The organism is Bacillus sp. EB01, assembly GCF_000613125.1.
GTDB lineage: Bacteria > Bacillota > Bacilli > Bacillales > Cytobacillaceae > Bacillus_D.
In genome coordinates, this window is sequence record NZ_HG964497.1 from 2,939,766 (window position 1) to 2,962,271 (window position 22,506).

The following is a 22,506-nucleotide window of genomic DNA, read 5'->3' on the forward strand; positions in this document are numbered from 1 at the left end:
TGAAGGTTGCTTCAGATTATTTCCAGCCTACCTCGTTGAAAATCTTGATTGCCTGCTGTTGATGTTCACCAAGAACGGAAAGTTTAATATCCTGTTCTTTGAAATCACCCCATGCTTTTAAGAACTCAGATGGCTCAACGTTAGGGTTTGCCGGATACTCGAAGTTAACTTCAGCAAACTTACCCTGTGCTTCTTCGCTTGATAAGAACTCCATGAATTTAATCGCGTTTTCTTTGTTCTTGGCATGCTTCGTCACCGCAATCGCACTTACGTTGATGTGGGTTCCAGTTGTTTCCTGGTTCGGGAAGAATACGCCTACTTGTTCAGCTACTTTCTTTTCCTCAGGGTCTTCCGAAACTGACATAAGTCCTACATAGTAAGTATTCATTAGTGCTACATCCGCTTCACCGGCTACAACTGCCTTTGCCTGGTCGCGGTCATTTCCTTGTGGGTCTCTTGCCATATTTCCAGCAAATCCTTTAGCCCATTTCTTTGCTTCCTCTTCACCCATTACTTCAATGAAAGAAGAAAGAAGTGAAATGTTATACATATTGTCAGCAGGACGCGCAACAACTTTTCCTTTCCATTCAGGTGTTGCCATTGCTTCATAAGTGGACAGGTCCTCAGGCTTTACACGATCTTTCGCATACACAAGGACACGTGCTCTTTTTGCCATTCCAAACCAATAGTTTTCATCGTCACGAAGATTTTCAGGAATGTTTTTGGTAAGAACTTCACTTTCAACCGGCTGCAGCAAATCAGATTCTTTTGCTATATGAAGGTTACCGGCATCAGCTGTAAAATATAAGTCCGCTTCAGTTGCGTCCCCTTCAACCTTCAAGCGCTCCATTAGTTCGTCGCCTTTTCCTTCAACTACGTTTACTTTGATTCCGGTCTTTTCTTCAAAAATTTTATATAGTTCGTTATCAGACTCATAATGCCTGCTTGTATAAAGATTTACTACGCCAGGCTCTTTCTTTTCTTCGGCTTCTTTTTTATCAGCGGGCTGTTTTTCTGAAGTTTTGTTTGCACTCGTACAGCCGGCCAAAGCGCCTAAAACTAGCAATAAAACCAAACTCAGAACGGTTACCTTCTTCTTCATAATTTGCACCTCGTGAATGTTTTTGTAATTGAGAATCATTTTCAACTCTCTACATTTTCTAATATATAATGATAATCATTATCAGTCAATCAATTTAAAAAATATATTTTACTAGTTTTCTAACTATTTACATTTTTTCGCCATATATGGTAACCAACCTTAGGAGTTGTGCCCCCATTTTCAGTAGCAACGTATCAATATCTTTATAAGCAATTACTTTTATCACAGTTCATTATTTGCTTAGGCACATCAAAAAGGGGCGATTTCTACTTCAATAGATGATGAAGAAACGCCCCTGATTAATATTCTTTTATACTCGTCAATGACAAGTTCAGTAACTTTGAAAGATGCTCCAATTCTATTATTCCATTGGGCTATTGTTCGTTTAGCTTATGATAATAAAGGAATTCTATTCTGGTATCTCTCAACCAGCGTGTTGTTGTGAGAATCCGCTCCATCGATATTACCACTTAAGAAGATCGGTGGTACAAAACCTCTTTCAGCCATGATTTTTATTGCCTCAGCAAGAACCGCATTCAGGATAGCAGCGCCGATGACGGTCGATGTCGGTGAAAAAGGCACTTTCACTTGTTCGTGACTGAGAATTGCATCTCCAGGCACCGAGTGATTATTGATGACAAGGTCAACCGAGTTGAATAAATGCTTGCCGCTTGTATGCCGAGATGGCTGGCTCTGGGAATATTCAAGCGATGTCAGCCCGATTGTGAACGCCCCATTTTCCTTAGCCTTCTGTGCGACATCTACCGGCACTGGATTACGCCCGGAGGTAGACAGCACAAACACGATATCATTTGGACGGATGTCCTGTCCCTTCATGAATTCTTCTGCATAGCCGTTCTCTCTTTCAAGCTGTGATGATCTAAGGGCCCCTTCATGAAGCATCAATGGTTCAACAAAAATCGGCTTGATTGGCACTAGGCCGCCCGCGCGATAAAAAACTTCTTCGGTCAAAATGTGGGAGTGCCCACAGCCGAACAGCTGGATGATCCCGCCATCCATTATTGCATCCGCAACTTTTCCGGCCGCCTTTTCCATTACATTCCGCTCTGTTTTCAGCACATTTTCTAGAACCTGCTGAATTTTTCTAAAATAAGTGTCTAGCATTTAAACTACCTCCTTACAGTTTCTACAATCTTAGCTACTTCCTCTGGAATCGTCTTTCCTGTTTCTTTGTCAATCGTCGAACCAAAAATATGCGGCATGAAGACCGAAATGCCTGTATCCCTCACCGCATCCACGATTCCCTGGATATTTTCGGCGGAGATTCCGCCTGCAGGCTCTATCGATGCGATGCCCTTCTTTGCAGCTTCCCTGCACAAATAAACCAATTCATCAAGATGCTGAAGGCCTTTTAGCGGCATGAATTTGATGGAGTCGATTCCCATTGCAAGGGCAAGCTCCAGCAAATCCTCGACAGTAACTTCCAGGCCGGTAGCAAGCTTGACTTTCCCAACTTTGCCGCTGGGTGAAACGAGTCCATTCACTGCCTGGTCCTGTCCCAAAGCCTTCAAGTACCCTTTTGAATAGCTAGATTTGTCAAAAGGCTGGTTAATATGGCCAGGGTTGGAACCTGCCGCTATCGCAAGCACCCGGTCCCAATTCGCGGGATTGCCATTGTCGCCAAGCCCGATGGAAACGACTTCAGCCACTTCCTTCAATTCTCCTACTTTGGCGATTCCGTCTTCAGTTTTTTCGAAATCAGAAGCCACAATGCCAGGCACGACATAGCCTTCCCCTGCTTTGATGATTTCCTCTGCATTTTCTTTGTCCTTTGCCAAAAAATTGAACAGAAGGAAATTGTCCAATTTAGTCAATTCACTTAATCCCATTTTTCGCACCTTCAATCAGCTTGATCATATTCTCAATTGCTACTTCAATGATTTTCTCACCTTTTTCCGCAGTAGCAGCCCTTGCATCACCAAGAACTGCGGTCTTGGTGAATTCCTCCCATGGAGTCGGCATGATGTCTGCACTTGGCGGAATGTTTGGTATATCGGTGATTGCACGTGCCATATCCACATATTCCGGAGCAAGATATAACATATAGGACGTTTCGATTTCACACGCATGAAAGTAAGTAGCATGGGCAGATTTTACCTCACGGACTTCTTCAGTAACCTGCTTAACGCCGGGGTAAAACAAATACAACACCCGAAAATCAGGATAAGTGCTATACAATTTACGAGCAGCTTCCTTCATGGCGACGGCATTGCCGAGATGGCCATTAATTATCACGAACATCTTAAATCCCTGCTCGTAAAGGCTTATACCAATATCAAACAGTAAGCTGATCAATGACTCATTGCTGACGTTGATGCTTCCCGGAAAGTTTTTCAGACTCCAGACCTGGCCATAAGGAAGCGTAGGCAGAATGAATGCTCCTGTCCTTTCGGCAACACGCTCTGACAGGCGCTCTGCCAGATAATTATCTGTCCCAATCGGCAGGTGGGGGCCATGAGCCTCCACCGCGCCAATCGGCAGGATGGCAATCTGGAATTTTTGGATCTTTTCTTTTACTTCAAAGGAGTTTTCGTTTTGGAAAATCAATACTGTACCCTCCAATCCATGATTTTAGGACCGGTTCTGGTCAATGAACTATCGAGCCGGGTCTTGCTATAAATTACTTCTTAAATGTAAAGCATCGGGCAGGATTTTCGACAAAGAACTTATGGATCAATGCTTTGCCATCAAAACCTTGACGGTTCGCATCATCGATGAACCTAGGTACCCATTTGGCGATGATATATTCGAGCCCAAGTCCGTAATCATAATGTTTATAGTAGGTTTTGCGGGCGGTGTCACCACTGACAAGTATCTGATCTTCATACCCTTTTTTGACAAGTTCAAGAATGCAGGCTATCCTCGTGCTTTCCGGTGCATACTTGATTTTGGCAATACCGTCAAAGCTTAGGTACGCGCCAGTCGAGGCAATTTGCTCGTGATAATAAGGATCCGGATTCCGGTCCATATGCCCAAAGCTCATATAATTCAAATCAACACCTTCGGATTTCAAAAGTTCGATTTGCTCAAGTCCCATCGTTCCTGCTTCAGTGTGGGAATGCAGAGGTGCTTTCGTTTCATGATGGGCACGTGCCACAGCACGGAGTGTCTTTTCCTCAAGCGGTATGATGCGGTTATAGCCTGTACCGAATTTCACCTGTCCGGCTTTAAAAGGTGTTCCCTCCAGACCCTCTTCGACCTCCCTGATGACCACATCAGTAAGCTGGTTAATGGTTACACGGTCAATCCATTCGTAATACGTCTTATAATCACCAATGATTGGTTTCAGTTCCTCTTTTATTTTCGCATCCCACAGAAAGCTTTTGTTGAAGCCGGCAGTCCCGACAATATGAATATCGAGTTCATCAGAAATCTCTTTGACGGCCTGGACGTCGCGGCCATAATCAATCGCTGTCGCATCTACAATCGATTTGCCGCCATGGCGTTTAAAGTCTTCTACATCTTTTTTTGATTTTTCTTTGTCGTCCAGAAGAAGATCGTCTGCTCCTCTCTCCTCCCAATAAGCAGGACGGCAGACGATATGTTCATGGGAATAAGTGAATCCCAATTCGGATGGGGCGATGTCCCCGCGCAAAGTACGAATGAAGCTCATGTTGATTCCCTCCGTTAATGAAAAATGGAATAGATAAAGGGCATATTGGATGCCCTTTATCTTGAATAAATTTAGTTATTAAAACAGTAGCTGTGCCAGGAAGCGGACGATCGGGCCAAGGATGAACATATCAGAGTCCGCTGCCCACATCGCTGTATCAGGTACTGTGCTATCGATAAGCATTTTTACCATGATGAATTGTCCCCATGCTACAACGGTTGAAGTGATGAACCCTCCAAGCAACGCGCCGCGGACACCGCCTGTTGCGTTACCGAATACGCCTGCAGTCGCACCGTGGAAGAAGAGCACAATCATAGTCGGAACGAAGACATAGCTTACGGTGTTACCGAGAACAACAAGCCAGATTAGTGCTCCGACAAATGCTCCAAGGAATCCAAGAATAACGGCGTTTGGTGCATACGGGTACACAATTGGGCTGTCAAGTGCAGGTTTTGCACCAGGTACAAGTTTGGTCGCAATACCGTTGAAGGCAGGAACGATCTCACCAATGAACATCCTTACACCAAGAAGCACAACCGCAATACCTGCAGCAAAGGTGAATGATTGGATGATAGAGTAGATGATAAAATTCTGGTCGCCAGCTTGTGCAATCAAGTCAGCCGCGCCCTTTGTATCCTTTGTAGAAAGAATAATGGCGCCGACCAAGAACAAGAGGCCCATTGTCAATGCTGTAATAACGTTTGAATCACGAAGGAACTCGAGTCCCTTAGGAAGCTTGATTTTTTCAGAATCGTTTTCTTTGTTTCCTGCAATTTTACCAACCAAGGCAGCAAGAAGGGCAACAGATGCGGATGTATGGCCGAGTGCAATATTGTCATTGCCAGTAATTTTCCGCATAAATGGCTGTGTCAAAGCAGGCTGCAACGTCCAGTAAATCCCCATAATGACAGCAAGGAAAAGGACTAACTTAATGAACGAAACATCTCCGACTGCATCAATGACAATCCCCGCAAAAATAGTCGTTGTCCAGAACATCATGTGGCCTGTCAGATAGATGTACTTGAATTTGGTAAAGCGGGCCAGGAGCACGTTAACCAGGAATCCGAGTGTCATAGCAAGGGTGACGGCGCTTCCGTATTTGGAGTTAAACGCTTCCTGCCCCATGAACTCACCAAGGGATTCACCCTGAAGATTGAATACTTCTTTCCACATTGGTTCAAACACAGTAAGTGCACCAACAATGACACCTGCACCAGCATTGATAATAAGGAATCCAATTATTGCTTTAAAGGTGCCGCTGATGACCTGGCTTGAGCTTTTCTTCTGCAGTAAAAGCCCCAATAGGACAATGAACCCAAGAAGAATAGCAGGTGTCCCGAAAAAGTTTGTGGCCAACCATTGAATGATTTCCATTCGTTTTTCCCCCTAAATATAATTTGTTACTGTAACTGTTCCTGTAAAGCCGTCTTGATTTCGTTCATGTCAAAGTAGTTATTAACGATAATCACCTTTGAGGCTGTACCTTGAAGGGTCTGTGCCAGTTCATTGCTAGTAACAATATAATCTGATGAAACACTGGAAGCAGTTGAAACATCCGTATGTTCAACATCTGCAGAGATACCAAGATCACGCAAAACTGTTTCTACATTCATTCGCAGGATAAGGCTAGTTCCCTGGCCAAGTCCGCATACACATAAAATTTTCATCATACATTACCTCCGATTAGTAGTTTGATATCGTTATAGGTTGTTGCCTTAGCCAATTTTTCCACATTGCCCTGATCCCCAAGAAGAACGATCAGTTTTTGAAGGATTTGCAGATGCTGCTCACTGGAAGATGCACCAAGAGCAAAGACAAAGGATACAGGATCATTAGCCGCATTGCCAAAGACCACAGGCTCTCTCAGCCGGATGAAGGATACCGACGCCTCCTTTACCCCATCCTCCGGCCTAGCGTGCGGCAAGGCGATTTGGGGGGCAAGGACAAAATACGGCCCATTTTTATGATACGATTCAACCATCGCATCAACATACTTCGCCTCGGCCACCTCCGCTTCTACTAAAAGGTTACCCGCCGCCCGGATTGCTTCATCCGGAGTTCCTGCATCTACATCAAGGGCTACGAGATTCATATCTAAAAACTTCATTTTGAAAACCCTTTCAATAAAATTTTAGTTTTATTCTTAAAATCTAGACCTGTCCGGCAGACAGCATTTCAACAATTTGTTCAGGCGTTTTTGCCGCCATGATTTTCCTAATGGTTGATTGGTCTCCCAATAAGTTTGTCAGTTCACCCATTGCCTTTAAATGGGATTCCCCGTCTGTGGCAGCAAGGATGAGTATTAGATTGACAGGATGACTGCCTGCCCCGGAAAATTCCACGCTTCTGTCGAGTTTCATAAGACTCATGCCAAGCTTATTGACCCCTTCTTCAGGCCGGGCATGTGGTATTGCAAAATACGGTGCTATCACAACGTAAGGTCCCATTTTTACCAGGGAATCGATCATTGCCTGTACATATTTCTCCGTGATCATGCCTTTGTTTAGAAGAGGTTCGGAAGCCAATTTGATAGCTTCCTTCCAATCGCCTGCTTCTTTTCTAATCAAAATGTTTTCAATTGGAAGAAGATCGGATAACGACGGTTTCTCTATACCTGCCTCAATTTTTGGTGATGACAAAAGGAATTTCTTCAGCCCAATTTCCAATGCTTCACGATTATGAATATCTGCATATTGTCCAATTAAATTGAGCAATGCCTCGGTTGAATTCCTTTGTTGCTGCGGACCCGAGTTCATGAGTGCATTTACTTTTTTCAGGAGGCCGGCTTTTTCGGCATCTGACAGAATCGGCGATACTACAAAGATTGGTTTGTCCGTTTTCTCAAGCGGGATGGTTGAAATAATGAAATCGGCGTCATTTTTTCCGTTTCGGTATTCCCGTAGCGAGACGCTTCCAAGGATATCGACTGTCGAAAACAAGCCTTCCAACTGATGCTGCAATAGTTTTGAAGTCCCAAGCCCCAGCGTACAAACAAGCAAAGCCTTCTTTCGCTCGGGAGCCTTTGCCCCGGCTCTTCTCATCCATCCGCCAAAGTGGGTCGCGATCAAAGCCACTTCATTGTCATTTGCCCGATTTCCCGCCGCATCCTCCAGGTAATGGACTACTTTCCTTGTCAGTTGAAAAATATCTTGATATTTTTCTTTGATCATATCCGCTGTATCACTTTGATCTTCCAGGCAGTATTTCAGCCTGTAGTATGCAGGCTTGATATGAAGGAGAAGATTTTTCTTTATCTCATGAACATCCTTAAAAAATACGCAAGCATATTTCTGGAAGTCGGTCACCATGGAATCAACAACCTTCTCAAGCAAAGGCGAAACATTCTCATCATGTAATTCTGAAAACTGGACTCTTGAACTGAGCAGATGCTTGGTTAGGTAGAATATTTCATCCTCCGGAAAATCGACTTCGAAAAGTTTTGATAGTTTGGCTGCTGTTTCTTTTGCTGCCTTGTATTCCCGTGCATCCCTAAGGATTTCTTTTTCAACCGAATCAATTTCAATCCGTTTCCCCTGAGCAAGCCTGCGTCCAAATAGCACTAGCCGCAGTGTGAGGTTTTGCATGAAATCGTCCGTAAAAATGACATTCAGTTCTTTTTCGGTTTCTGTCAGAATGCCCTGAACCGCTTTCATTTTTTCAAAATCAAAAATAGTGGGTCGCTCACGGTTTTGATTGATAAGAAAAGGAATTTGACTGAAGAATGACTGGAGCTTTTGGTCGGACAATACTTGTTGGAGATAAAAAACAAGTGCCTTTCTCTTATCATCCTCATCCCCAAGGATTAAGTAACCTGACTTGCGCCTGGAAACAAGCTCGAGCTCGAATTTGGATAGCTCATGTTTTAGACTTTTCACATCTTCTAGTGTTGTGTTCCGGCTTACCCTTGTTTCTTCCATTAAATCCTCAAGGAAAAGAGGTGCCTCTCTGGCCATTAAAAAGATTGCAATTAATGCCTTTCGCTCATCAGCAGAATACTCATACTGCCACGAAGGCGTTGTACCAAGCAATGCAGGAACTTCGCTTCTTGCTTCCTCTTCAAGATGGAAGCCTGCAGACCTAACATATTTGACCTCCGGAAGCTTCCGCTCTGACAGCCATCCATTGATTTTTTCAACATCGTAGTAAACCGTCCGCCGCGATATATTGAATTGTTCGGTTAATTCCTTAATAGGAACATACGAATCCGACCGGGACAAATATGCCAATAAAGCACTGCTTCGTTGATCCAATGACATTCTTCTCGCCTCCTTTGCCCCGTTAGTATAACTTTAGTCTGATTTCCGCACTATTACTTTGTGCAAAACAGGACTTTGTCATACTGAAGCAAGTGCAAAGATGTGCTTACTTGCGGGATGGCAGCTAGATTGTGAATATCCCGCCATTCTTAGTGAAAACCTTATTATTAATGGTTTCCCTGCCGCTTGTCTATACTATACTGCGAATAGCGTGCAAAAAGTAGACCAAATATCGCCCGGTTTATTTGTGCAAAATCAGACTCTTTAATTTAAGATGATTGTTTTCGGTATAAGGAGAAGCAGCGAAGATTCTCTTCAAAGGAAGACCCCTATTTGACCTGTCTAAAACTCGCAAAAATGTTATTATAATAAATATATTTTAGAAACGGAGGACCCCATGAAGAAAACTGTAAAAGTAGTAGCGGCTATCATTGAAAATGAACAAAACGAGATTCTGTGTGCACTTCGGTCTCCAGAAATGTCGATTCCGAATATGTGGGAGTTTCCAGGCGGGAAAGTAGAGCCGGATGAGGATATATTTACTGCACTTACGAGGGAGATTAAAGAGGAACTGCATTGCGAGGTTAAACCTTCAGATATACATAACGACATCATCCAAGAATATGAAACATTCATCATTAATTTGATTGCGATTAAATGCAAGATCGTTAGCGGTACGCCAATCCCTACTGAGCATTCAAAACTAATCTGGCTAAAACGCGAAAACCTGAACTCCCTAGTATGGGCACCGGCAGACATTCCAGCAGTCGAAAAGTTGATAAACGAAAAAGTATAGTCCAGGTGACTATACTTTTTTCGTAAATTCAATGAATAGATTGTATGGAAGCTCATGTTCAAGTTCCATTTGGACCGTGATTGGTTTGTTGCCTTCAAAGCTGGTCGTGTTGCCTTTACCAATATAAATAAACGGTTCATTCTTGCCATCGATAACTTTGTATTTCCTGATAAACAAGTGCAGATGTATTCCCCTGGCCCTGTTGTAGATGATATTTTGTCCAGTATTTGTATGCTGAGAAGTTGTATGAGGCGTTTGCCATTGGAAATGCCGTGTGTCGATTATTTCATCCTTATAGGCAAGCTTTTCCTCAACGTCTGCGTCCTTATGCAAATCAATATACAAGAAGTAGTCATTTCCATGGGTAAGCAGGCCTGATCCTCTAAATGAACTATGGATTTTTCTAAAATTGGACAGCAAGGCTGCATCATTCATTTTATACTGTTCGTACAATTTGAAATGCGGTACACCATAGTACTCGTTCTTGAATTCTTTTTCATACCGGAAAATGCCATACATCACAATGTCTTCTAAATACTTCCTGTACTCCTCATTTCGGAGAACTTTTTCAAAAACGGGTGTCCGCACTAAAATTCCATCCTGCAAATCAAACAGCTTCAAATTCCGGCTCAATTCCCCACTGTCGTAAAAGTCCTGATTCAAGGTTTGCAGCGCATGAAGAACACTATCATCATCGACAAACTGGATCCACTTCAAGATTTCATTCTTTGCCACCGCGGACGAGATATGGTCATGGTCAAGCAGATACTTGATCACAACAAACTCATACACCCGCTTTAGCGGTAATTTACCTGAAAGTTCCTTTAGTGCTTTTTCAAAAACATCGTCGCTCAATAACGCTTTCAACCGCTCCGTCTTCTCCACTTTAGCGACAAACTGCAAATACGTTTTCTCTTTGTCGATGAACTTCACCGGGTCGGGTGCCCCGTCATATTTCAGATAATCCAATAAGAAGTAGGGAATTCGTCCCTGGTTAAGCTTTTTAAACTCAAAGTACTCTTCCTTCAGATACTTCATTGAATTAAAGTTTTCCTGATCAATCTGCTCGAGGATTCGTTCCTGGGAGATCTTGTCCATTTGGATATGAGTACAGCCGGGAATATTCGCAAAACCCGTTGCTATTGCCACCTTCAGGCTTTCCTTGTCATAATAGCGGCTGCCATTAAGCGCCAGGGCAATCAAGAATGTTTTATTATGATTCCCGATGAAATCGAGCACCGTCAGGAAGCTCTTGTTAGCATACTTACGTAAACCGCGCCCAAGCTGCTGGATAAAAATAATCGGTGAGTTGGTCGGCCTTAACATAAGAACTGTGTTCACCGAAGGAATGTCCACACCTTCGTTAAAAATATCGACTGTAAAAATAAACTCCAGTTCATCCTGGTCATTTTCCAAACGGTTAATGGTTCGTTCACGAATGTCAGCGGAGTCTCCTCCAGTCAGGCATGCACTCTTATAGCCTCTGTGGTTAAACTCTGCAGCCATGTACTCGGCATGCTCGATACTCGCACAAAAGCCAAGACACTTGCGCTTATCTCCATCGTGTCCGTAGAATTCCATCTTCTCTATGATAAAATCTACCCGCTCATTCACCTTGAGGCGCTTTGTCACTTCGGCAATGTCATCAATCGAAACATCGCTTAAATCAATTCCCTCTATATCGGTAATACCAAAGTAGTGGAACGGAATAACCAGCTCATCATCCAGCGCCTCGTGCAGCCGTACCTCAAGTGCGACATTATTATCAAAAAGGTCAAACACATTGTACCCGTCGCTCCGTTCCGGTGTCGCAGTCATCCCAAGTGTGAACTTCGGAGTAAAATAGTTCAAAACATCTTGATAGGTTGGACTGGTTGCATGGTGAGCTTCATCAATGATAAGGTAATCAAACTCACTCTGTTTAAACTCTTGGTAGGTCTTTGACAGAGTTTGAATTGTTGCAAACACAAAATCCGCATTCTTCTCTTTATGATTTCCTGTCAACAAACCAAATGTAAGGTTTTCATTCGGTAGCAGCTTTTCAAACGTTTCCTTCGCTTTTCTGAGAATCTCTTCCCTATGTACAACAAAAATCAGCCTCTTGGGCCGAAAGCTTTTCACATCAAACGCGGACATATACGTTTTCCCTGTTCCTGTTGCAGCAATTACAAGCGCCTTCTTTTCCCCAAACCCACGGAGTCGGGCAAGATTATCAATCGCACGCCGCTGCATCCGGTTCGGAGTGATATATTCCGGTTTTTCAAAAATTAATCGCTGCTGGGATTGGGCTCCCTTTAGAGTCTTTAAGAATTCCTCGTATTCCGCAATCAGCTTTTCGTCTGCAACTTGGGACCTTTCCCATAGAGCATCATACTCTTTCAAGACCTCTTTTATAAAAAAAGCATCGCTCTTTGAAATGACCTCCACGTTCCATTCAACATTACTTTTCAGCGCGCTCTGCGTAATATTGGATGAACCGATGATGACTTTATATGAATCTATATATTCAAAAATATAAGCCTTCGTATGGAAGCCGATCTCCTTATCAGTCACAAACACCTTTAAATCCACGTTGCTAAACTCTCTAATTTTCTCCAATGCTTTCGCATCTGTAAAATTAAGATACGTAGAAGTAATAATCTTTCCAGTAATACCTTTTTTCTCTGCCTCACGCAGCGGATCAAGCAACAGCTGAAGTCCGCTGAAGTTAATAAAGGCAACACTAAAATAAAATCTCTTGCACTCATTCATTGAATCTACCAATTCCTGAAGCAAATTCCCTTTATCCGAATTAACAATCAACCGCTTTTCAACCTGCATGATTACCCCTGTCGAAATTTCATTGTTGCTAAAATTTTACTATACTATTAGAGAAGAAGGAAGATCTTAGCTCCTTTCCTAAAAAAAGCTAGAATGAAAATAAGGAGGGACATATGAATAGAAAGTTCGCTATATCAGATATTCACGGCCAGTTTGAACCTTTGAAAGCCTTGTTGGCCGAGGCAAAATTCAATCCGGAACAGGATACGCTTGTTGTTGTCGGTGATATGATTGACCGGGGCCCGCAATCAGCGAAGGTCGTCCGTTTCTTAAAGAGGATGCAGGAACAGCATCCGGAAAACATTTTTGTTACACTCGGAAATCATGAAATTATGATGCGGCGCTATGCCTTTGAGGGGAAAAGCCATATGTGGCTGTATCATGGGGGAACTGAAGTAATTAAAGAGTTAAATACAGAGTTTGTAACAATAACGGAACGGAACGAGCACCTAGTCTGGCTTGCCAACCTCCCCCTCTATGTTAAGGATGAAGAACATTTCTTTACCCATGCTGGGATCGATTCGTTCGAACCACTCACAAACCAAAAAGAAGATGTAACCTTCATGCAACTAAGGCAGTTGTACCTTCAGCCGGCAAACCCCATGACAAAACGGATTGGCAACAGAAAAATTGTCCACGGACACACGCCTTATCCGTTTGTGTATCAAACAGAAAGGTTTGTATCATGCGATACGGGAGCAAGCATCTTTAAAGAAGGAAAACTTTCCCTAGCCGACTTGACGAACAATGTTTATTTCTCCTGTGAAACAGAAACACTTCACATCACAAAACAGGGCATCCGGTTGCTTACAGAATTAGAAAGACTAAAAGGGTAGAGAAAGCCTGTCATAGCCCGAAAATTTTCTGTTCTACAAACGCGGGTCGTGACAGGCTTAAACAAATTCGATTTTGAACTGGGAGTCTTTTGTATAATCAAGTGCCTCCTGAATGATTTTTTGCTTCAACTCGCTGTCAATTGTCTCTTTTTCATGCGGAGGTTCCCAATTTTTCATCGTGTCGGTATAAGCAGCGAAACCATTCACTAGCAGCTCTCCCTGCACTTTCACCACTTTATTGTCTACTTCTATTAATATATAAGAAGATGTACCTGTTATTTTCACTTGGTTTCCTCACTCATCTGTTTAGTTACTAGTGACTTTTCGTGCTAGCATGGTAAATTAGCTATGTCACTAATAGCAATTTTTCACTATTTTTCCTCCAGTGATGTAGTAAGAGTCTGGCCCGGGTCATTAGAGTGCATAGTCATGCTCATGTACCTAACTAGTGACTGTTGGTGATAACATGGTTAACTAGCTATGCCGCTGATAGTAACTTTTCACTATTTTTCAAGCGGCAATATAGTAAGGGTCTGGCCCGGGTCATTAGGGTGCATAGTCATGCTCACGTACCCTGACTAGTGACTGTCTTGATTACATGGTTAATTAGCAACACTTCTAATGGGTTTTCCGTTATTTGCTACCATTAAATTTGATTTTCAAGGAAAGCAAAAGAAAATCGGAGTATTCCTCTCGCAAAAAATTCCGGGCAAGGTGATCATTCAATTGCTTTCCGTTCTTCTAGTCGGAATTGGATTTCGGATGTTTTTTTACTAGGAATCTAGTTGCCAAATCCTGCTCACTTAAAACAATAGACGAAAACGGGAGGGCTACTCCCGTTTTTCTTTTATAACCGCCTGAATCTATAGGTTATTTTCCAGTTTAACCCACCAAGGAGCCCAAGTTAAAGGGCAGTGCAGCATCCTCAATTTCAATTTGTCCTGTTTCTTTAAAAATCTGTCCTGAATCCATCGAAATCTGCCCTGAAAAGTTTAAAATGTGTCCTGTATTTTTTGGGAAATGTCCTATAAACTTGGGAAATTGTCCTGAACCACCCAAAACACGTTCTAATCGACGTCACCATATTCCTATAATCAACCCTACACAAAGGGACGGCCCTCCATTTCCATTAAAAAGTGGAGTACCGTCCCTATTTACTATTCTTTTACAACTAGCTTCAGCGGTGCCGGAATGTTTTCCTCCACCTTCTTACCTTGAATTACATCAATACCGGCTTCGACAGCAAGTTTTCCGATCAGCTCTGGCTGCTGGGCAACCGTGGCTTCCATTTTCCCCGCTTTAATCGCATTTAGCGCATCATCATTTCCGTCAAAGCCAAGGACCATGATGTCTTTCCCTGAGCTGCTTATCGCTTCAATAGCGCCAAGTGCCATCTCATCATTATGCGCGAAGACTGCTTGGATATCAGGGTTTGCCTGAAGCAGGTTTTCCATTACGGTTAACCCCTTGGTACGGTCGAAATCAGCCGATTGTTTTGCGACAATATCTAACTTCTCATCGGCAATATTATGGAACCCTTTCCCTCTTTCACGGGTTGCGGAGGCACCTGGTACACCTTCAAGCTCTGCTACCTTGGCATTTTCTCCGAGTTTCTCGACAATATATTCGGCTGCCATTTCGCCGCCTTTAATGTTATCGGATGCAACCAGCGTTTCAACCTTTCCTTTTTCTGCGGAACGGTCTAGAGTAACAACAGGGATTCCAATTGTATTCGCCGATTCGACAGCGGTTGAAATGGCTGCGGAATCGGTTGGGTTGATGAGAAGAAGATCGACACCCTGCTGGATTAAGTCTTCAACATCGTTAATTTGTTTTGCTGAGTCATTTTGGGCATCGACAATCTTTACTTCCACGCCGAGTGCCTTTGCCTCTTTTTCAACACCATTTTTCAAGGAAACAAAGAACGGGTTATTTAAGGTGGAAACAGAAAGTCCAATCTTCAAATCCTTTATATCATCCTTTTTTGCAGGCTTAGCCCATTCAGGCGGCTGCATCGAACATGCTCCTAAAAGCAAGACTGACATTGATATGATAAGTAAGGCCAATTTTTTCATAAAAATTCCGCTCCTTATGCTTATTTCTTTCGGTCAAGTAATACAGCAATGGCAATAACAATCCCTTTTACGACCATTTGATAGAATGAAGAAACGCCGAGAAGGTTCAAGCCATTATTTAAAATCCCAATGATCAGCGCACCAATCAGTGTTCCAACAATACGTCCCTTCCCGCCGGATAGGCTTGTACCGCCCAATACTACCGCTGCAATGGCATCCAGTTCGTAGGAAGTACCTGCTGTTGGCTGGGCAGAATTCAATCGGGATGTCAAAATCGCACCTGCCAGGGCAGCCATTAAACCAGACAGAGCGTAAATCATTACCTTCACATTTGGAACCTTAATCCCGGAAATGAGCGCCGCTTTTTCATTCCCGCCAATAGCATAGGTTTTCCTACCAAATGGCGTTTTGTGAAGAAGAATATATAACAGTACAAACGTAACAATCATCGTAATAGCAGGAACAGGTATTCCAAGGAAATAGCCTCGGCCAAATAGTTGGAACAAGATATTATCTCCGAGTCCGGTAATTGGATTACCGTCTTTATAGACAAGTGTCAATCCTCTGAAGATCGTCATTGTTGCCAGAGTGGCAATGAACGGAGCCATTTTGCCTTTTGTAATCAGCAGGCCATTCACAGTCCCCATGACAGCGCCAAGAATACAGCCGATCACGATTGCGAAAATAGGGTCGATACCAGAAACAATCATCCCAGCCGTTAACGCACTTGATAATGCCAGAATCGCACCGACAGATAAATCAATTCCCCCTGTTAAAATAACAAACGTCATCCCAAATGCAATCAGGGCATTAATAGCCACCTGGCGCAGCAAGTTTAATATATTCAAAGGTTCAAGAAAACTAGGGTTGAGTACAGAAACGATTGCAATCAGAATGATAAGTCCTAGCAGCGGCCCAAGTTTTTGGGTTACCGTATTAACATAGTTCCCTTTTGCGTTTTTTACTGGTAAATTGGTTGCATTCATCTCACTGACCTCCTGTTGCCAATGTCATAATAGTTTCCTGAGTAGCTTGATCACGTGTCAATTCTCCACTAATTTTCCCTTCATGAACGACAAGGATCCGGTCGCTCATTCCCAGCACTTCAGGCAGTTCCGAGGAAACCATAATGATTGCCACGCCCCGGTCTGTCAATTCATTCATCAGCTGATAAATTTCCCGTTTAGCACCGACGTCCACGCCTCTTGTCGGTTCATCGAGAATCAGCACTTTCGGGCCAATTCCAATCCATTTGGCGATAACGACTTTTTGCTGATTGCCCCCTGACAGATTCCCAACTGCAATCTCCCGGGATTCTGTTTTAACGGTCAGGCGTTTGATTAGCAGATCCACAAAATCATTTTCGCTTTTTTCGTTGATAATGCCTTTCGGTGCAAAACTGAATAAAGAAGGCAGCACAATATTGTCCTTAATCGAAAAATCGAGAATTAAGCCTTCGTCTTTCCGGTCCTCTGTAATAAAACCAATCCCGGCTCTTACAGCCCGATCAGCAGATTTAATGACCGTTTTCTTCCCGTTCAGCCAAATTTCACCGCTGTCAAAATTATCAAGCCCAAAGATGGCCCGCATGATTTCTGTTCTGCCTGCACCCATCAGCCCGGATACGCCAACAATTTCTCCCGACCGAACTGAGAAGCTAACATCTTCAAACCCACCGCGTTTTGTTAATCCTTTCACTTCCAGGACCACTTCCCCCGGATTGGAAGACCGTTTTGGAAATCGGTCCGTTAATTCCCGGCCGACCATTTTCCTTACTACTTCATCGAAATTCGTCTCGGAAACTGCTTTTGTATCGACTGTCTTTCCATCCCTCATGACGGTAATCCGGTCACAGATGGCAAAAATCTCTTCCATTCGGTGTGAAATATACACAATCGAAACGCCTTCCTTTTTAAGGGAAGAGATAATGTCGAAAAGTTTGCTGATTTCCCTTTCAGTTAAAGCGGCAGTCGGCTCGTCCATGATGATGACCTTGGCATCCGTCATCAGTGCCTTGGCGATTTCAATCATCTGCTGTTCACCAACCGAGCAAAGGCCTGCTTCTTTATCCAAAGGAATCGTGACGTTCAACCGTTCAAACTGCTTCCTTGCGAGGGTTTTCATTTCTTTTGTATTAAGAAGACCAAACGAGGTCTTCAATTCTTTTCCGATAAACAAGTTCTCGAGCACCGTCATATCAGGCCAAATATTCAGTTCCTGATGGATAAATGTAATTCCGTTTTGCTCAGCTTCTTTCGGGTTTTTAAAATAGGTCTCTTTCCCATCAATGAGAATCGTACCTGTATCACGTGCATGAAGCCCTGTCAGGACGTTCATCATCGTCGATTTCCCGGCGCCGTTTTCTCCCATCAAAGCGTGAACTTCTCCATCGAGCATTTCAAAATTCACACCCGTCAAGACTTGATTGGCCCCAAACGCTTTATGAATGTTCTGCATAGTAACTTGCATGTTTTTCACCCCTTTTTTTAAAAAAACACACCTGATTGTAAAATACAGTTTGCATATGGAGTTATTTCGCCTGTGCGAATGACCGCCTTGGCATTTTTCGTTAACTGTTTAAAATCTTCATGTGTAACCCGTTCCACATCAATGTCAGCAAATTTCCCGATAAGATAATCTTTTACTTTGGGATTATTCGCTTCAATTTCAGAAGCGATTACACATTTTTCAATGACCATATCGTCTGCGACCGCTTCGACCACTTCCTGAAAAGAAGGCTTTCCCGGAAGGAGAGCCAAATCAATTTTGGTCACTCCCTCCGGTATTGGCAATCCAGCATCGGCAATCACTATAAAATCAGTATGGCCAAGGTCAGTTAGCACTTTGGCAATATGACTGTTCAATATACCATGGCGTTTCATGTCTACAACCTCTCCTCTACTTCTTTCCGGCTAGGCATGCCGCCCTGCGCACCAAACTTTGTAACTGAAAGTGAAGCAGCCCGGTTTGCAAATTTCAGGCCTTCCTCAAAGCTTTTCCCTTCAGCAAGAGCAACCGCAAATGCCGCATTGAATGTATCCCCCGCACCTGTTGTATCAACAGCTTCTACTTTATAAGAAGGAACAACAATCTCCTTCTCTCCATCATGGAAACGGACGCCATTTTTGCCCTCAGTGATAAATACTTTGTTTGGATATGCCAATAAAGCCTCGTGCAAATCCTTTCCATCGAACAGGATTGATGCTTCCAATTCATTCGGTGTGATGAATGCAGCTTTTTCGATAACATTCTTGCTAATCCGGCGGGCTGGTGCAGGATTTAATAGAAGTGGAACACCGAATTCCCGGCATTTTTCACTAACATACTCAACAGTTTCTTCAGGGATTTCCTGCTGGATCAGGACAATGTCCGAGTCACGAATCACATCCAGGGCTTTTTCTACGAAGCCAGGAGTGACATAATCATTCGCTCCTTTTACAACAATGATGCTGTTGTCACCTTCGGTAAGAGTAATATGAGCCGTCCCACTCTCTATTCCTGTAACCGGTTCCACATACATCGTATTAACATTATTCTTTTTAAAATTGTCGAGGATTTCTTTTCCGAATGCATCGTCCCCCACACAGCCAACCATATATACCTCTGCCCCTAACCGGGCCGCTGCAACCGCCTGGTTTGCTCCTTTGCCGCCCGGTACAGTCTTGAAGGATTCACCCAAAATGGTTTCACCTTTGTCCGGTCTTTTCGAAGCGGTTACTACCAAATCCATCGAGGAACTTCCGATCACTGTTATTTTAGCCATTGTCCTCCACCTTTCTAGTCGTCTGTCTTTCCACAAATGTAACTGACAACTGAATATTCTTTTCTTCCACATTTCCTTCTTCAAGAAGTTGAATCAACAGTTTTGCCGCCTCTCTTCCCATATCATAGGCAGGCTGCCTAATCGTCGATAACGGCGGGAATAGCAAACTGCTGAGCGGTATATCATCATACCCAATAATTTGCAGATCATCAGGAATCGATATACCCCTTCTTAATGCCTCATGCAAAATCGCTGCGGCACCAAGGTCATTCCCGGCAATCACTCCATCTGTCTCGGGAAATTTATGAAATAATTCCTTAGCTGTCTTTTCGGCATCGGCAAAAGTAAACGAACCCGTACTCATCACATTAAAATCGACATTGGAATCGGCAAGTTCGTCCAAAGCTCCTTTGAATCGATCCTGCGCGGTCCTCATTTCAACCGGTCCCCTAAGCAGCGTAATCCGCTTGCTTCCCCTTTTAATGATTTCTCTCGCTGCCATCTTACCGCCAGTTATCCCATCTGCATAAACCGAAGGATGCATGGTGCTTGTCCGGTCGAGAAAAACCACTGGGATGGATAAATTTTCGTAGGAATCTGTTTCGTTCCGGTTCGTGGCCGAAATGATACCGATTACATTATTTTGTTTAAATGTCTGGATGTAGTCACTTTCTTTAGCTGGCTGTTCATCAGCATTTCCAATAATCAGACGGAAATCACGCTCCTGCATTTCATCCTCAACACCACGGGCGAGTTCAGGAAAAAATGGGTTCCTTATATCCGGAAGCAGCAAACCGATTAACCTTGATTTCTTTTTATATAACGATCTTGCTACTTCATTTGGTTTGTAATTCAGTTCATCAATCGCATTGTTTACTAGTTTCCTAGTATCCTCATGCACATAGCCTTTGTCATTCAAAGCTCTGGAAACGGTCGCGACCGATACTCCAGCTCTTTTGGCAACATCCCGGATGGTAACCAATTCTTTCACCTCTAATGTGTAACCGTTTACACATTGAGAGTATCATAGAATATTTTTTTATGCAAACAGAAAACCCTCGCCGGTCCAATGCCAATATCAGGGAGTTAGGGGACATACTGCTAGATTCAGTTAAAACTAAACCTAGAATTGCGACATAGGAGTCATTTATGAATAGTGTCAATGCTGCAAAAATTCAATGAAGCGAGGGCTCTCAAGTATTGGTGAGTGGTTTATCACCCATTGATTAATCAGCGGGGAATGAAGAACCCACACCGATTGAATTTTCACTTTATCGCCCTGAATGAACTTTTTTTATCCCTGAATAAAAATTTTATAACCCTCAATTACAATTTTATAACCCTGAACAAATAATATATCGCCTCTATTCACAAGTCAGACACAACCGCCCACCCGTTAACACTACCAAGAGAACGAAAACTGATTACTCCACTTGCTCAAAATATAAAAAGAGCTTGCCCGATAAGAGCAAACTCTTCTTGGAAACTATCTTTTAATGCATCGCTGATATATTAATAATCCGTCCTTCTGCTTCGTAAGCGATTGGAGATGTGAAGCTCTTTACAAAATCAACGGTTGCCTGAAGGTCTTCCGGGCCTTGGGCAGGATTTTCGCCGTACTCACGGAGCTTATACTTGTCAGAGTAATGGTCATACATATAATTGTTGACAGTCAGTGTATACGTTGCATTCTGATCAATAGGAGTTCCATCGGCCAGGGTTATTTCAGTCACTTTGCTGGTTGCGCTGTCCCATTTATAGCGGAAGCCGCCAATGGATGCATCTGGGCCGTAAGATGAAATTTGTGCATTCACAATTTCATCCATTTCCGATCCCAGTACTTCGACTGTGACCAATGTGTTGCCAAATGGCTGGATATTGTACAGTTCTTCCCAGGTAATTTCGCCTGCATTCAGGTTGGCACGTATTCCTCCGCCATTCATCATGGCAAAGTCACTTCCCATTGCTGCATTCATTCCGTCTGCAATCAAATTCCCAAGAGCATTGTCGCCAAAATAATCTTTTGTTATATAACCACCTTGTAAAAAGACGCTTGCCTGCCCGATGACTTCATTCAATTTAGGCGCGATAGCGGTTGAGTATTTTTCCAAAATAGCGGATACCTCAGGGTCAGGAGTGACTCCCTGTTGGATGACATCTACGATCTCTGCTTCTTTTTTAACAATATCCCCTGTCACTCGATCAATTTCAAGATCGATATCAGCAAAGGCTTTTCCATATTCCCCGGCTTGAACAATCAGCTTATTGTCGACTACGGCATCTACCTTTTGATGGTTGTGAGCGGCAACAATGACATCAACCTTATCACTGATTTCGGTGGCCATTTGCTCAATTTCTCCATTTGCAGATTCACCGGCCTGACTTCCAGGAACGTGGGCAAGGACGACAATTGCTTCCGCGCCGCGCTTGGTCAGTTCTGGAATATACTTGTTGATTGCTTCTGCTTCATCAGTAAATTCAATAGTTGTGATTCCTTTTGCAACCACATTGTTTGGTGTTTCGGTTGTTGCAACACCAATAAAGCCAATTTTTTGTCCTTTTACATTCTTTATGTAATATGGTGGTAGTACCAGTTCTCCACTGTCCTTATAGACTACATTGGCCGCGACCATTGGAAAATTGGTGCCGTCAAAGTTAGGTGTTCCATCAGGATGGTCTCCACCGTAAGTTAAACGAAGAAGTTCGTCAACACCTTCGTCAAATTCGTGGTTTCCAACAGTTCCTACATCAAATCCAATCGATTCCATAATTTCAACAGTTGGCTCATCTTGAAACAGGGCTGATACAGGCGGGCTTCCTCCCACCATGTCTCCGGAATGGACGATTAATGTGTTTTCATTGGTTTGTTCACGATCACGAAGATATGTAGCAAGGTAAGCAGCGTTTCCATATGTATTTGGGTCATTATTGAGCTGTTCGCTTACATTGATTTTGCCATGAAGATCGTTTACACTCAACAATTGAACTTTAACATTTTCTTTCTTCGCAAGACCTGGTGGAACTTTATGTTCTTTAGCTGAAACTGAACTTCCAATCATTCCAGTCATTAATAGACTAATAGACATGGAAGCTGCCAATACTTTGTTGCTTAACCGCGCCATGAATTTTCCCCCTTTAATAATCGAGTACAAGGTGATTATAAAGAGGATTTGTTAAGTGTATGCCAGGAGTATTTTAAGGTTTTGTAAAGCGGGTTGTTATAG

Annotated in this window: 20 protein-coding genes; 2 read left to right on the top strand and 18 right to left on the bottom strand. The window is 43.1% G+C overall.

Going from position 1 to position 22,506, the window contains the following annotated elements:
* Positions 1-16 precede the first annotated feature (16 nt).
* From TY16_RS13470 to TY16_RS13510, 9 genes are all read right to left on the bottom strand, one after another.
* The gene (locus tag TY16_RS13470; protein ID WP_043932414.1) at positions 17-1,102 is read right to left on the bottom strand and encodes a Fe(3+) ABC transporter substrate-binding protein; all 1,086 of its coding nucleotides are present in this window, start codon (positions 1,100-1,102) and stop codon (positions 17-19) included.
* A gap of 390 nt (positions 1,103-1,492) precedes the next feature.
* Complete coding sequence (locus TY16_RS13475; protein WP_043932415.1) at positions 1,493-2,227, bottom strand: SIS domain-containing protein; 735 nt, start codon at positions 2,225-2,227, stop codon at positions 1,493-1,495.
* Between the two features lie 5 nt (positions 2,228-2,232).
* On the bottom strand, positions 2,233-2,961 hold the full coding sequence (locus TY16_RS13480; RefSeq protein ID WP_442853217.1) for a KDGP aldolase: 729 nt from the start codon (positions 2,959-2,961) through the stop codon (positions 2,233-2,235).
* Positions 2,939-3,670 carry a creatininase family protein gene (locus TY16_RS13485; RefSeq protein ID WP_043932417.1) on the bottom strand — a complete coding sequence of 244 codons (732 nt, stop codon included), beginning with the start codon at positions 3,668-3,670 and terminating at the stop codon, positions 2,939-2,941. The genes TY16_RS13480 and TY16_RS13485 overlap by 23 nt, the downstream gene beginning before the upstream one ends.
* A gap of 73 nt (positions 3,671-3,743) precedes the next feature.
* Positions 3,744-4,736, bottom strand: coding sequence for a phosphotriesterase family protein (locus tag TY16_RS13490; RefSeq protein WP_043932418.1), 993 nt, complete (start codon positions 4,734-4,736; stop codon positions 3,744-3,746).
* 78 nt (positions 4,737-4,814) lie between these two features.
* Complete coding sequence (locus TY16_RS13495; protein ID WP_043932419.1) at positions 4,815-6,110, bottom strand: PTS ascorbate transporter subunit IIC; 1,296 nt, start codon at positions 6,108-6,110, stop codon at positions 4,815-4,817.
* Positions 6,111-6,136: 26 nt separating this feature from the next.
* Complete coding sequence (locus TY16_RS13500; RefSeq protein WP_043934725.1) at positions 6,137-6,403, bottom strand: PTS sugar transporter subunit IIB; 267 nt, start codon at positions 6,401-6,403, stop codon at positions 6,137-6,139.
* Positions 6,403-6,843, bottom strand: coding sequence for a PTS sugar transporter subunit IIA (locus TY16_RS13505; protein ID WP_043932420.1), 441 nt, complete (start codon positions 6,841-6,843; stop codon positions 6,403-6,405). The genes TY16_RS13500 and TY16_RS13505 overlap by 1 nt, the downstream gene beginning before the upstream one ends.
* Positions 6,844-6,886: 43 nt before the next feature.
* The gene (locus tag TY16_RS13510) at positions 6,887-8,992 is read right to left on the bottom strand and encodes a BglG family transcription antiterminator (RefSeq protein ID WP_043932421.1); all 2,106 of its coding nucleotides are present in this window, start codon (positions 8,990-8,992) and stop codon (positions 6,887-6,889) included.
* Between the two features lie 397 nt (positions 8,993-9,389).
* On the opposite strand from TY16_RS13510, the gene TY16_RS13515 reads away from it, so the two are divergent.
* Positions 9,390-9,788, top strand: a complete 399-nt coding sequence (locus tag TY16_RS13515; RefSeq protein ID WP_043932422.1) for a (deoxy)nucleoside triphosphate pyrophosphohydrolase — start codon at positions 9,390-9,392, stop codon at positions 9,786-9,788.
* 9 nt (positions 9,789-9,797) lie between these two features.
* Here the strand turns inward: TY16_RS13515 and TY16_RS13520 are convergent, their stop codons facing one another.
* On the bottom strand, positions 9,798-12,608 hold the full coding sequence (locus TY16_RS13520; protein WP_081772975.1) for a DEAD/DEAH box helicase: 2,811 nt from the start codon (positions 12,606-12,608) through the stop codon (positions 9,798-9,800).
* 113 nt (positions 12,609-12,721) lie between these two features.
* Between TY16_RS13520 and TY16_RS13525 the strand changes: the two genes are divergently transcribed.
* The gene (locus TY16_RS13525) at positions 12,722-13,444 is read left to right on the top strand and encodes a metallophosphoesterase (RefSeq protein WP_052342723.1); all 723 of its coding nucleotides are present in this window, start codon (positions 12,722-12,724) and stop codon (positions 13,442-13,444) included.
* Positions 13,445-13,501: 57 nt separating this feature from the next.
* Here the strand turns inward: TY16_RS13525 and TY16_RS13530 are convergent, their stop codons facing one another.
* The 8 genes from TY16_RS13530 to TY16_RS13565 all read right to left on the bottom strand — a co-directional run bounded on the left by TY16_RS13530 (position 13,502) and on the right by TY16_RS13565 (position 22,404).
* The gene (locus TY16_RS13530) at positions 13,502-13,729 is read right to left on the bottom strand and encodes an Imm74 family immunity protein (protein ID WP_043932424.1); all 228 of its coding nucleotides are present in this window, start codon (positions 13,727-13,729) and stop codon (positions 13,502-13,504) included.
* An 872-nt stretch (positions 13,730-14,601) separates the two neighbouring features.
* A complete protein-coding gene (gene rbsB / locus TY16_RS13535) occupies positions 14,602-15,519 on the bottom strand; it encodes a ribose ABC transporter substrate-binding protein RbsB (protein WP_043932425.1) in 918 nt (305 codons plus the stop codon).
* 20 nt (positions 15,520-15,539) lie between these two features.
* Positions 15,540-16,505 (bottom strand): ribose ABC transporter permease RbsC, encoded by a 966-nt coding sequence (gene rbsC / locus TY16_RS13540; RefSeq protein WP_043932426.1) that lies wholly within the window; start codon positions 16,503-16,505, stop codon positions 15,540-15,542.
* A 1-nt stretch (position 16,506) separates the two neighbouring features.
* The gene (locus TY16_RS13545) at positions 16,507-17,988 is read right to left on the bottom strand and encodes a sugar ABC transporter ATP-binding protein (protein ID WP_043932427.1); all 1,482 of its coding nucleotides are present in this window, start codon (positions 17,986-17,988) and stop codon (positions 16,507-16,509) included.
* A gap of 17 nt (positions 17,989-18,005) precedes the next feature.
* Positions 18,006-18,401 carry a D-ribose pyranase gene (rbsD, locus tag TY16_RS13550; RefSeq protein WP_043932428.1) on the bottom strand — a complete coding sequence of 132 codons (396 nt, stop codon included), beginning with the start codon at positions 18,399-18,401 and terminating at the stop codon, positions 18,006-18,008.
* 2 nt (positions 18,402-18,403) lie between these two features.
* Positions 18,404-19,282, bottom strand: a complete 879-nt coding sequence (rbsK, locus tag TY16_RS13555) for a ribokinase (RefSeq protein ID WP_043932429.1) — start codon at positions 19,280-19,282, stop codon at positions 18,404-18,406.
* Positions 19,275-20,264, bottom strand: coding sequence for a LacI family DNA-binding transcriptional regulator (locus TY16_RS13560; protein ID WP_043932430.1), 990 nt, complete (start codon positions 20,262-20,264; stop codon positions 19,275-19,277). The genes rbsK and TY16_RS13560 overlap by 8 nt, the downstream gene beginning before the upstream one ends.
* A 511-nt stretch (positions 20,265-20,775) precedes the next feature.
* The gene (locus tag TY16_RS13565; RefSeq protein ID WP_052342724.1) at positions 20,776-22,404 is read right to left on the bottom strand and encodes a bifunctional metallophosphatase/5'-nucleotidase; all 1,629 of its coding nucleotides are present in this window, start codon (positions 22,402-22,404) and stop codon (positions 20,776-20,778) included.
* Between the last annotated feature and the right edge of the window lie 102 nt (positions 22,405-22,506).

What these genes read in the sequence shown, in the direction of transcription:
- TY16_RS13470 (WP_043932414.1), bottom strand. Translation starts at nt 1,102, where the DNA reads ATGAAGAAGAAGGTAACCGTTCTGAGTTTGGTTTTATTGCTAGTTTTA.
- TY16_RS13475 (WP_043932415.1), bottom strand. Translation starts at nt 2,227, where the DNA reads ATGCTAGACACTTATTTTAGAAAAATTCAGCAGGTTCTAGAAAATGTG.
- TY16_RS13490 (WP_043932418.1), bottom strand. Translation starts at nt 4,736, where the DNA reads ATGAGCTTCATTCGTACTTTGCGCGGGGACATCGCCCCATCCGAATTG.
- TY16_RS13495 (WP_043932419.1), bottom strand. Translation starts at nt 6,110, where the DNA reads ATGGAAATCATTCAATGGTTGGCCACAAACTTTTTCGGGACACCTGCT.
- TY16_RS13500 (WP_043934725.1), bottom strand. Translation starts at nt 6,403, where the DNA reads ATGAAAATTTTATGTGTATGCGGACTTGGCCAGGGAACTAGCCTTATC.
- TY16_RS13505 (WP_043932420.1), bottom strand. Translation starts at nt 6,843, where the DNA reads ATGAAGTTTTTAGATATGAATCTCGTAGCCCTTGATGTAGATGCAGGA.
- TY16_RS13510 (WP_043932421.1), bottom strand. Translation starts at nt 8,992, where the DNA reads ATGTCATTGGATCAACGAAGCAGTGCTTTATTGGCATATTTGTCCCGG.
- TY16_RS13515 (WP_043932422.1), top strand. Translation starts at nt 9,390, where the DNA reads ATGAAGAAAACTGTAAAAGTAGTAGCGGCTATCATTGAAAATGAACAA.
- TY16_RS13520 (WP_081772975.1), bottom strand. Translation starts at nt 12,608, where the DNA reads ATGCAGGTTGAAAAGCGGTTGATTGTTAATTCGGATAAAGGGAATTTG.
- TY16_RS13525 (WP_052342723.1), top strand. Translation starts at nt 12,722, where the DNA reads ATGAATAGAAAGTTCGCTATATCAGATATTCACGGCCAGTTTGAACCT.
- rbsB (WP_043932425.1), bottom strand. Translation starts at nt 15,519, where the DNA reads ATGAAAAAATTGGCCTTACTTATCATATCAATGTCAGTCTTGCTTTTA.
- rbsC (WP_043932426.1), bottom strand. Translation starts at nt 16,505, where the DNA reads ATGAATGCAACCAATTTACCAGTAAAAAACGCAAAAGGGAACTATGTT.
- TY16_RS13545 (WP_043932427.1), bottom strand. Translation starts at nt 17,988, where the DNA reads ATGCAAGTTACTATGCAGAACATTCATAAAGCGTTTGGGGCCAATCAA.
- rbsD (WP_043932428.1), bottom strand. Translation starts at nt 18,401, where the DNA reads ATGAAACGCCATGGTATATTGAACAGTCATATTGCCAAAGTGCTAACT.
- rbsK (WP_043932429.1), bottom strand. Translation starts at nt 19,282, where the DNA reads ATGGCTAAAATAACAGTGATCGGAAGTTCCTCGATGGATTTGGTAGTA.
- TY16_RS13565 (WP_052342724.1), bottom strand. Translation starts at nt 22,404, where the DNA reads ATGGCGCGGTTAAGCAACAAAGTATTGGCAGCTTCCATGTCTATTAGT.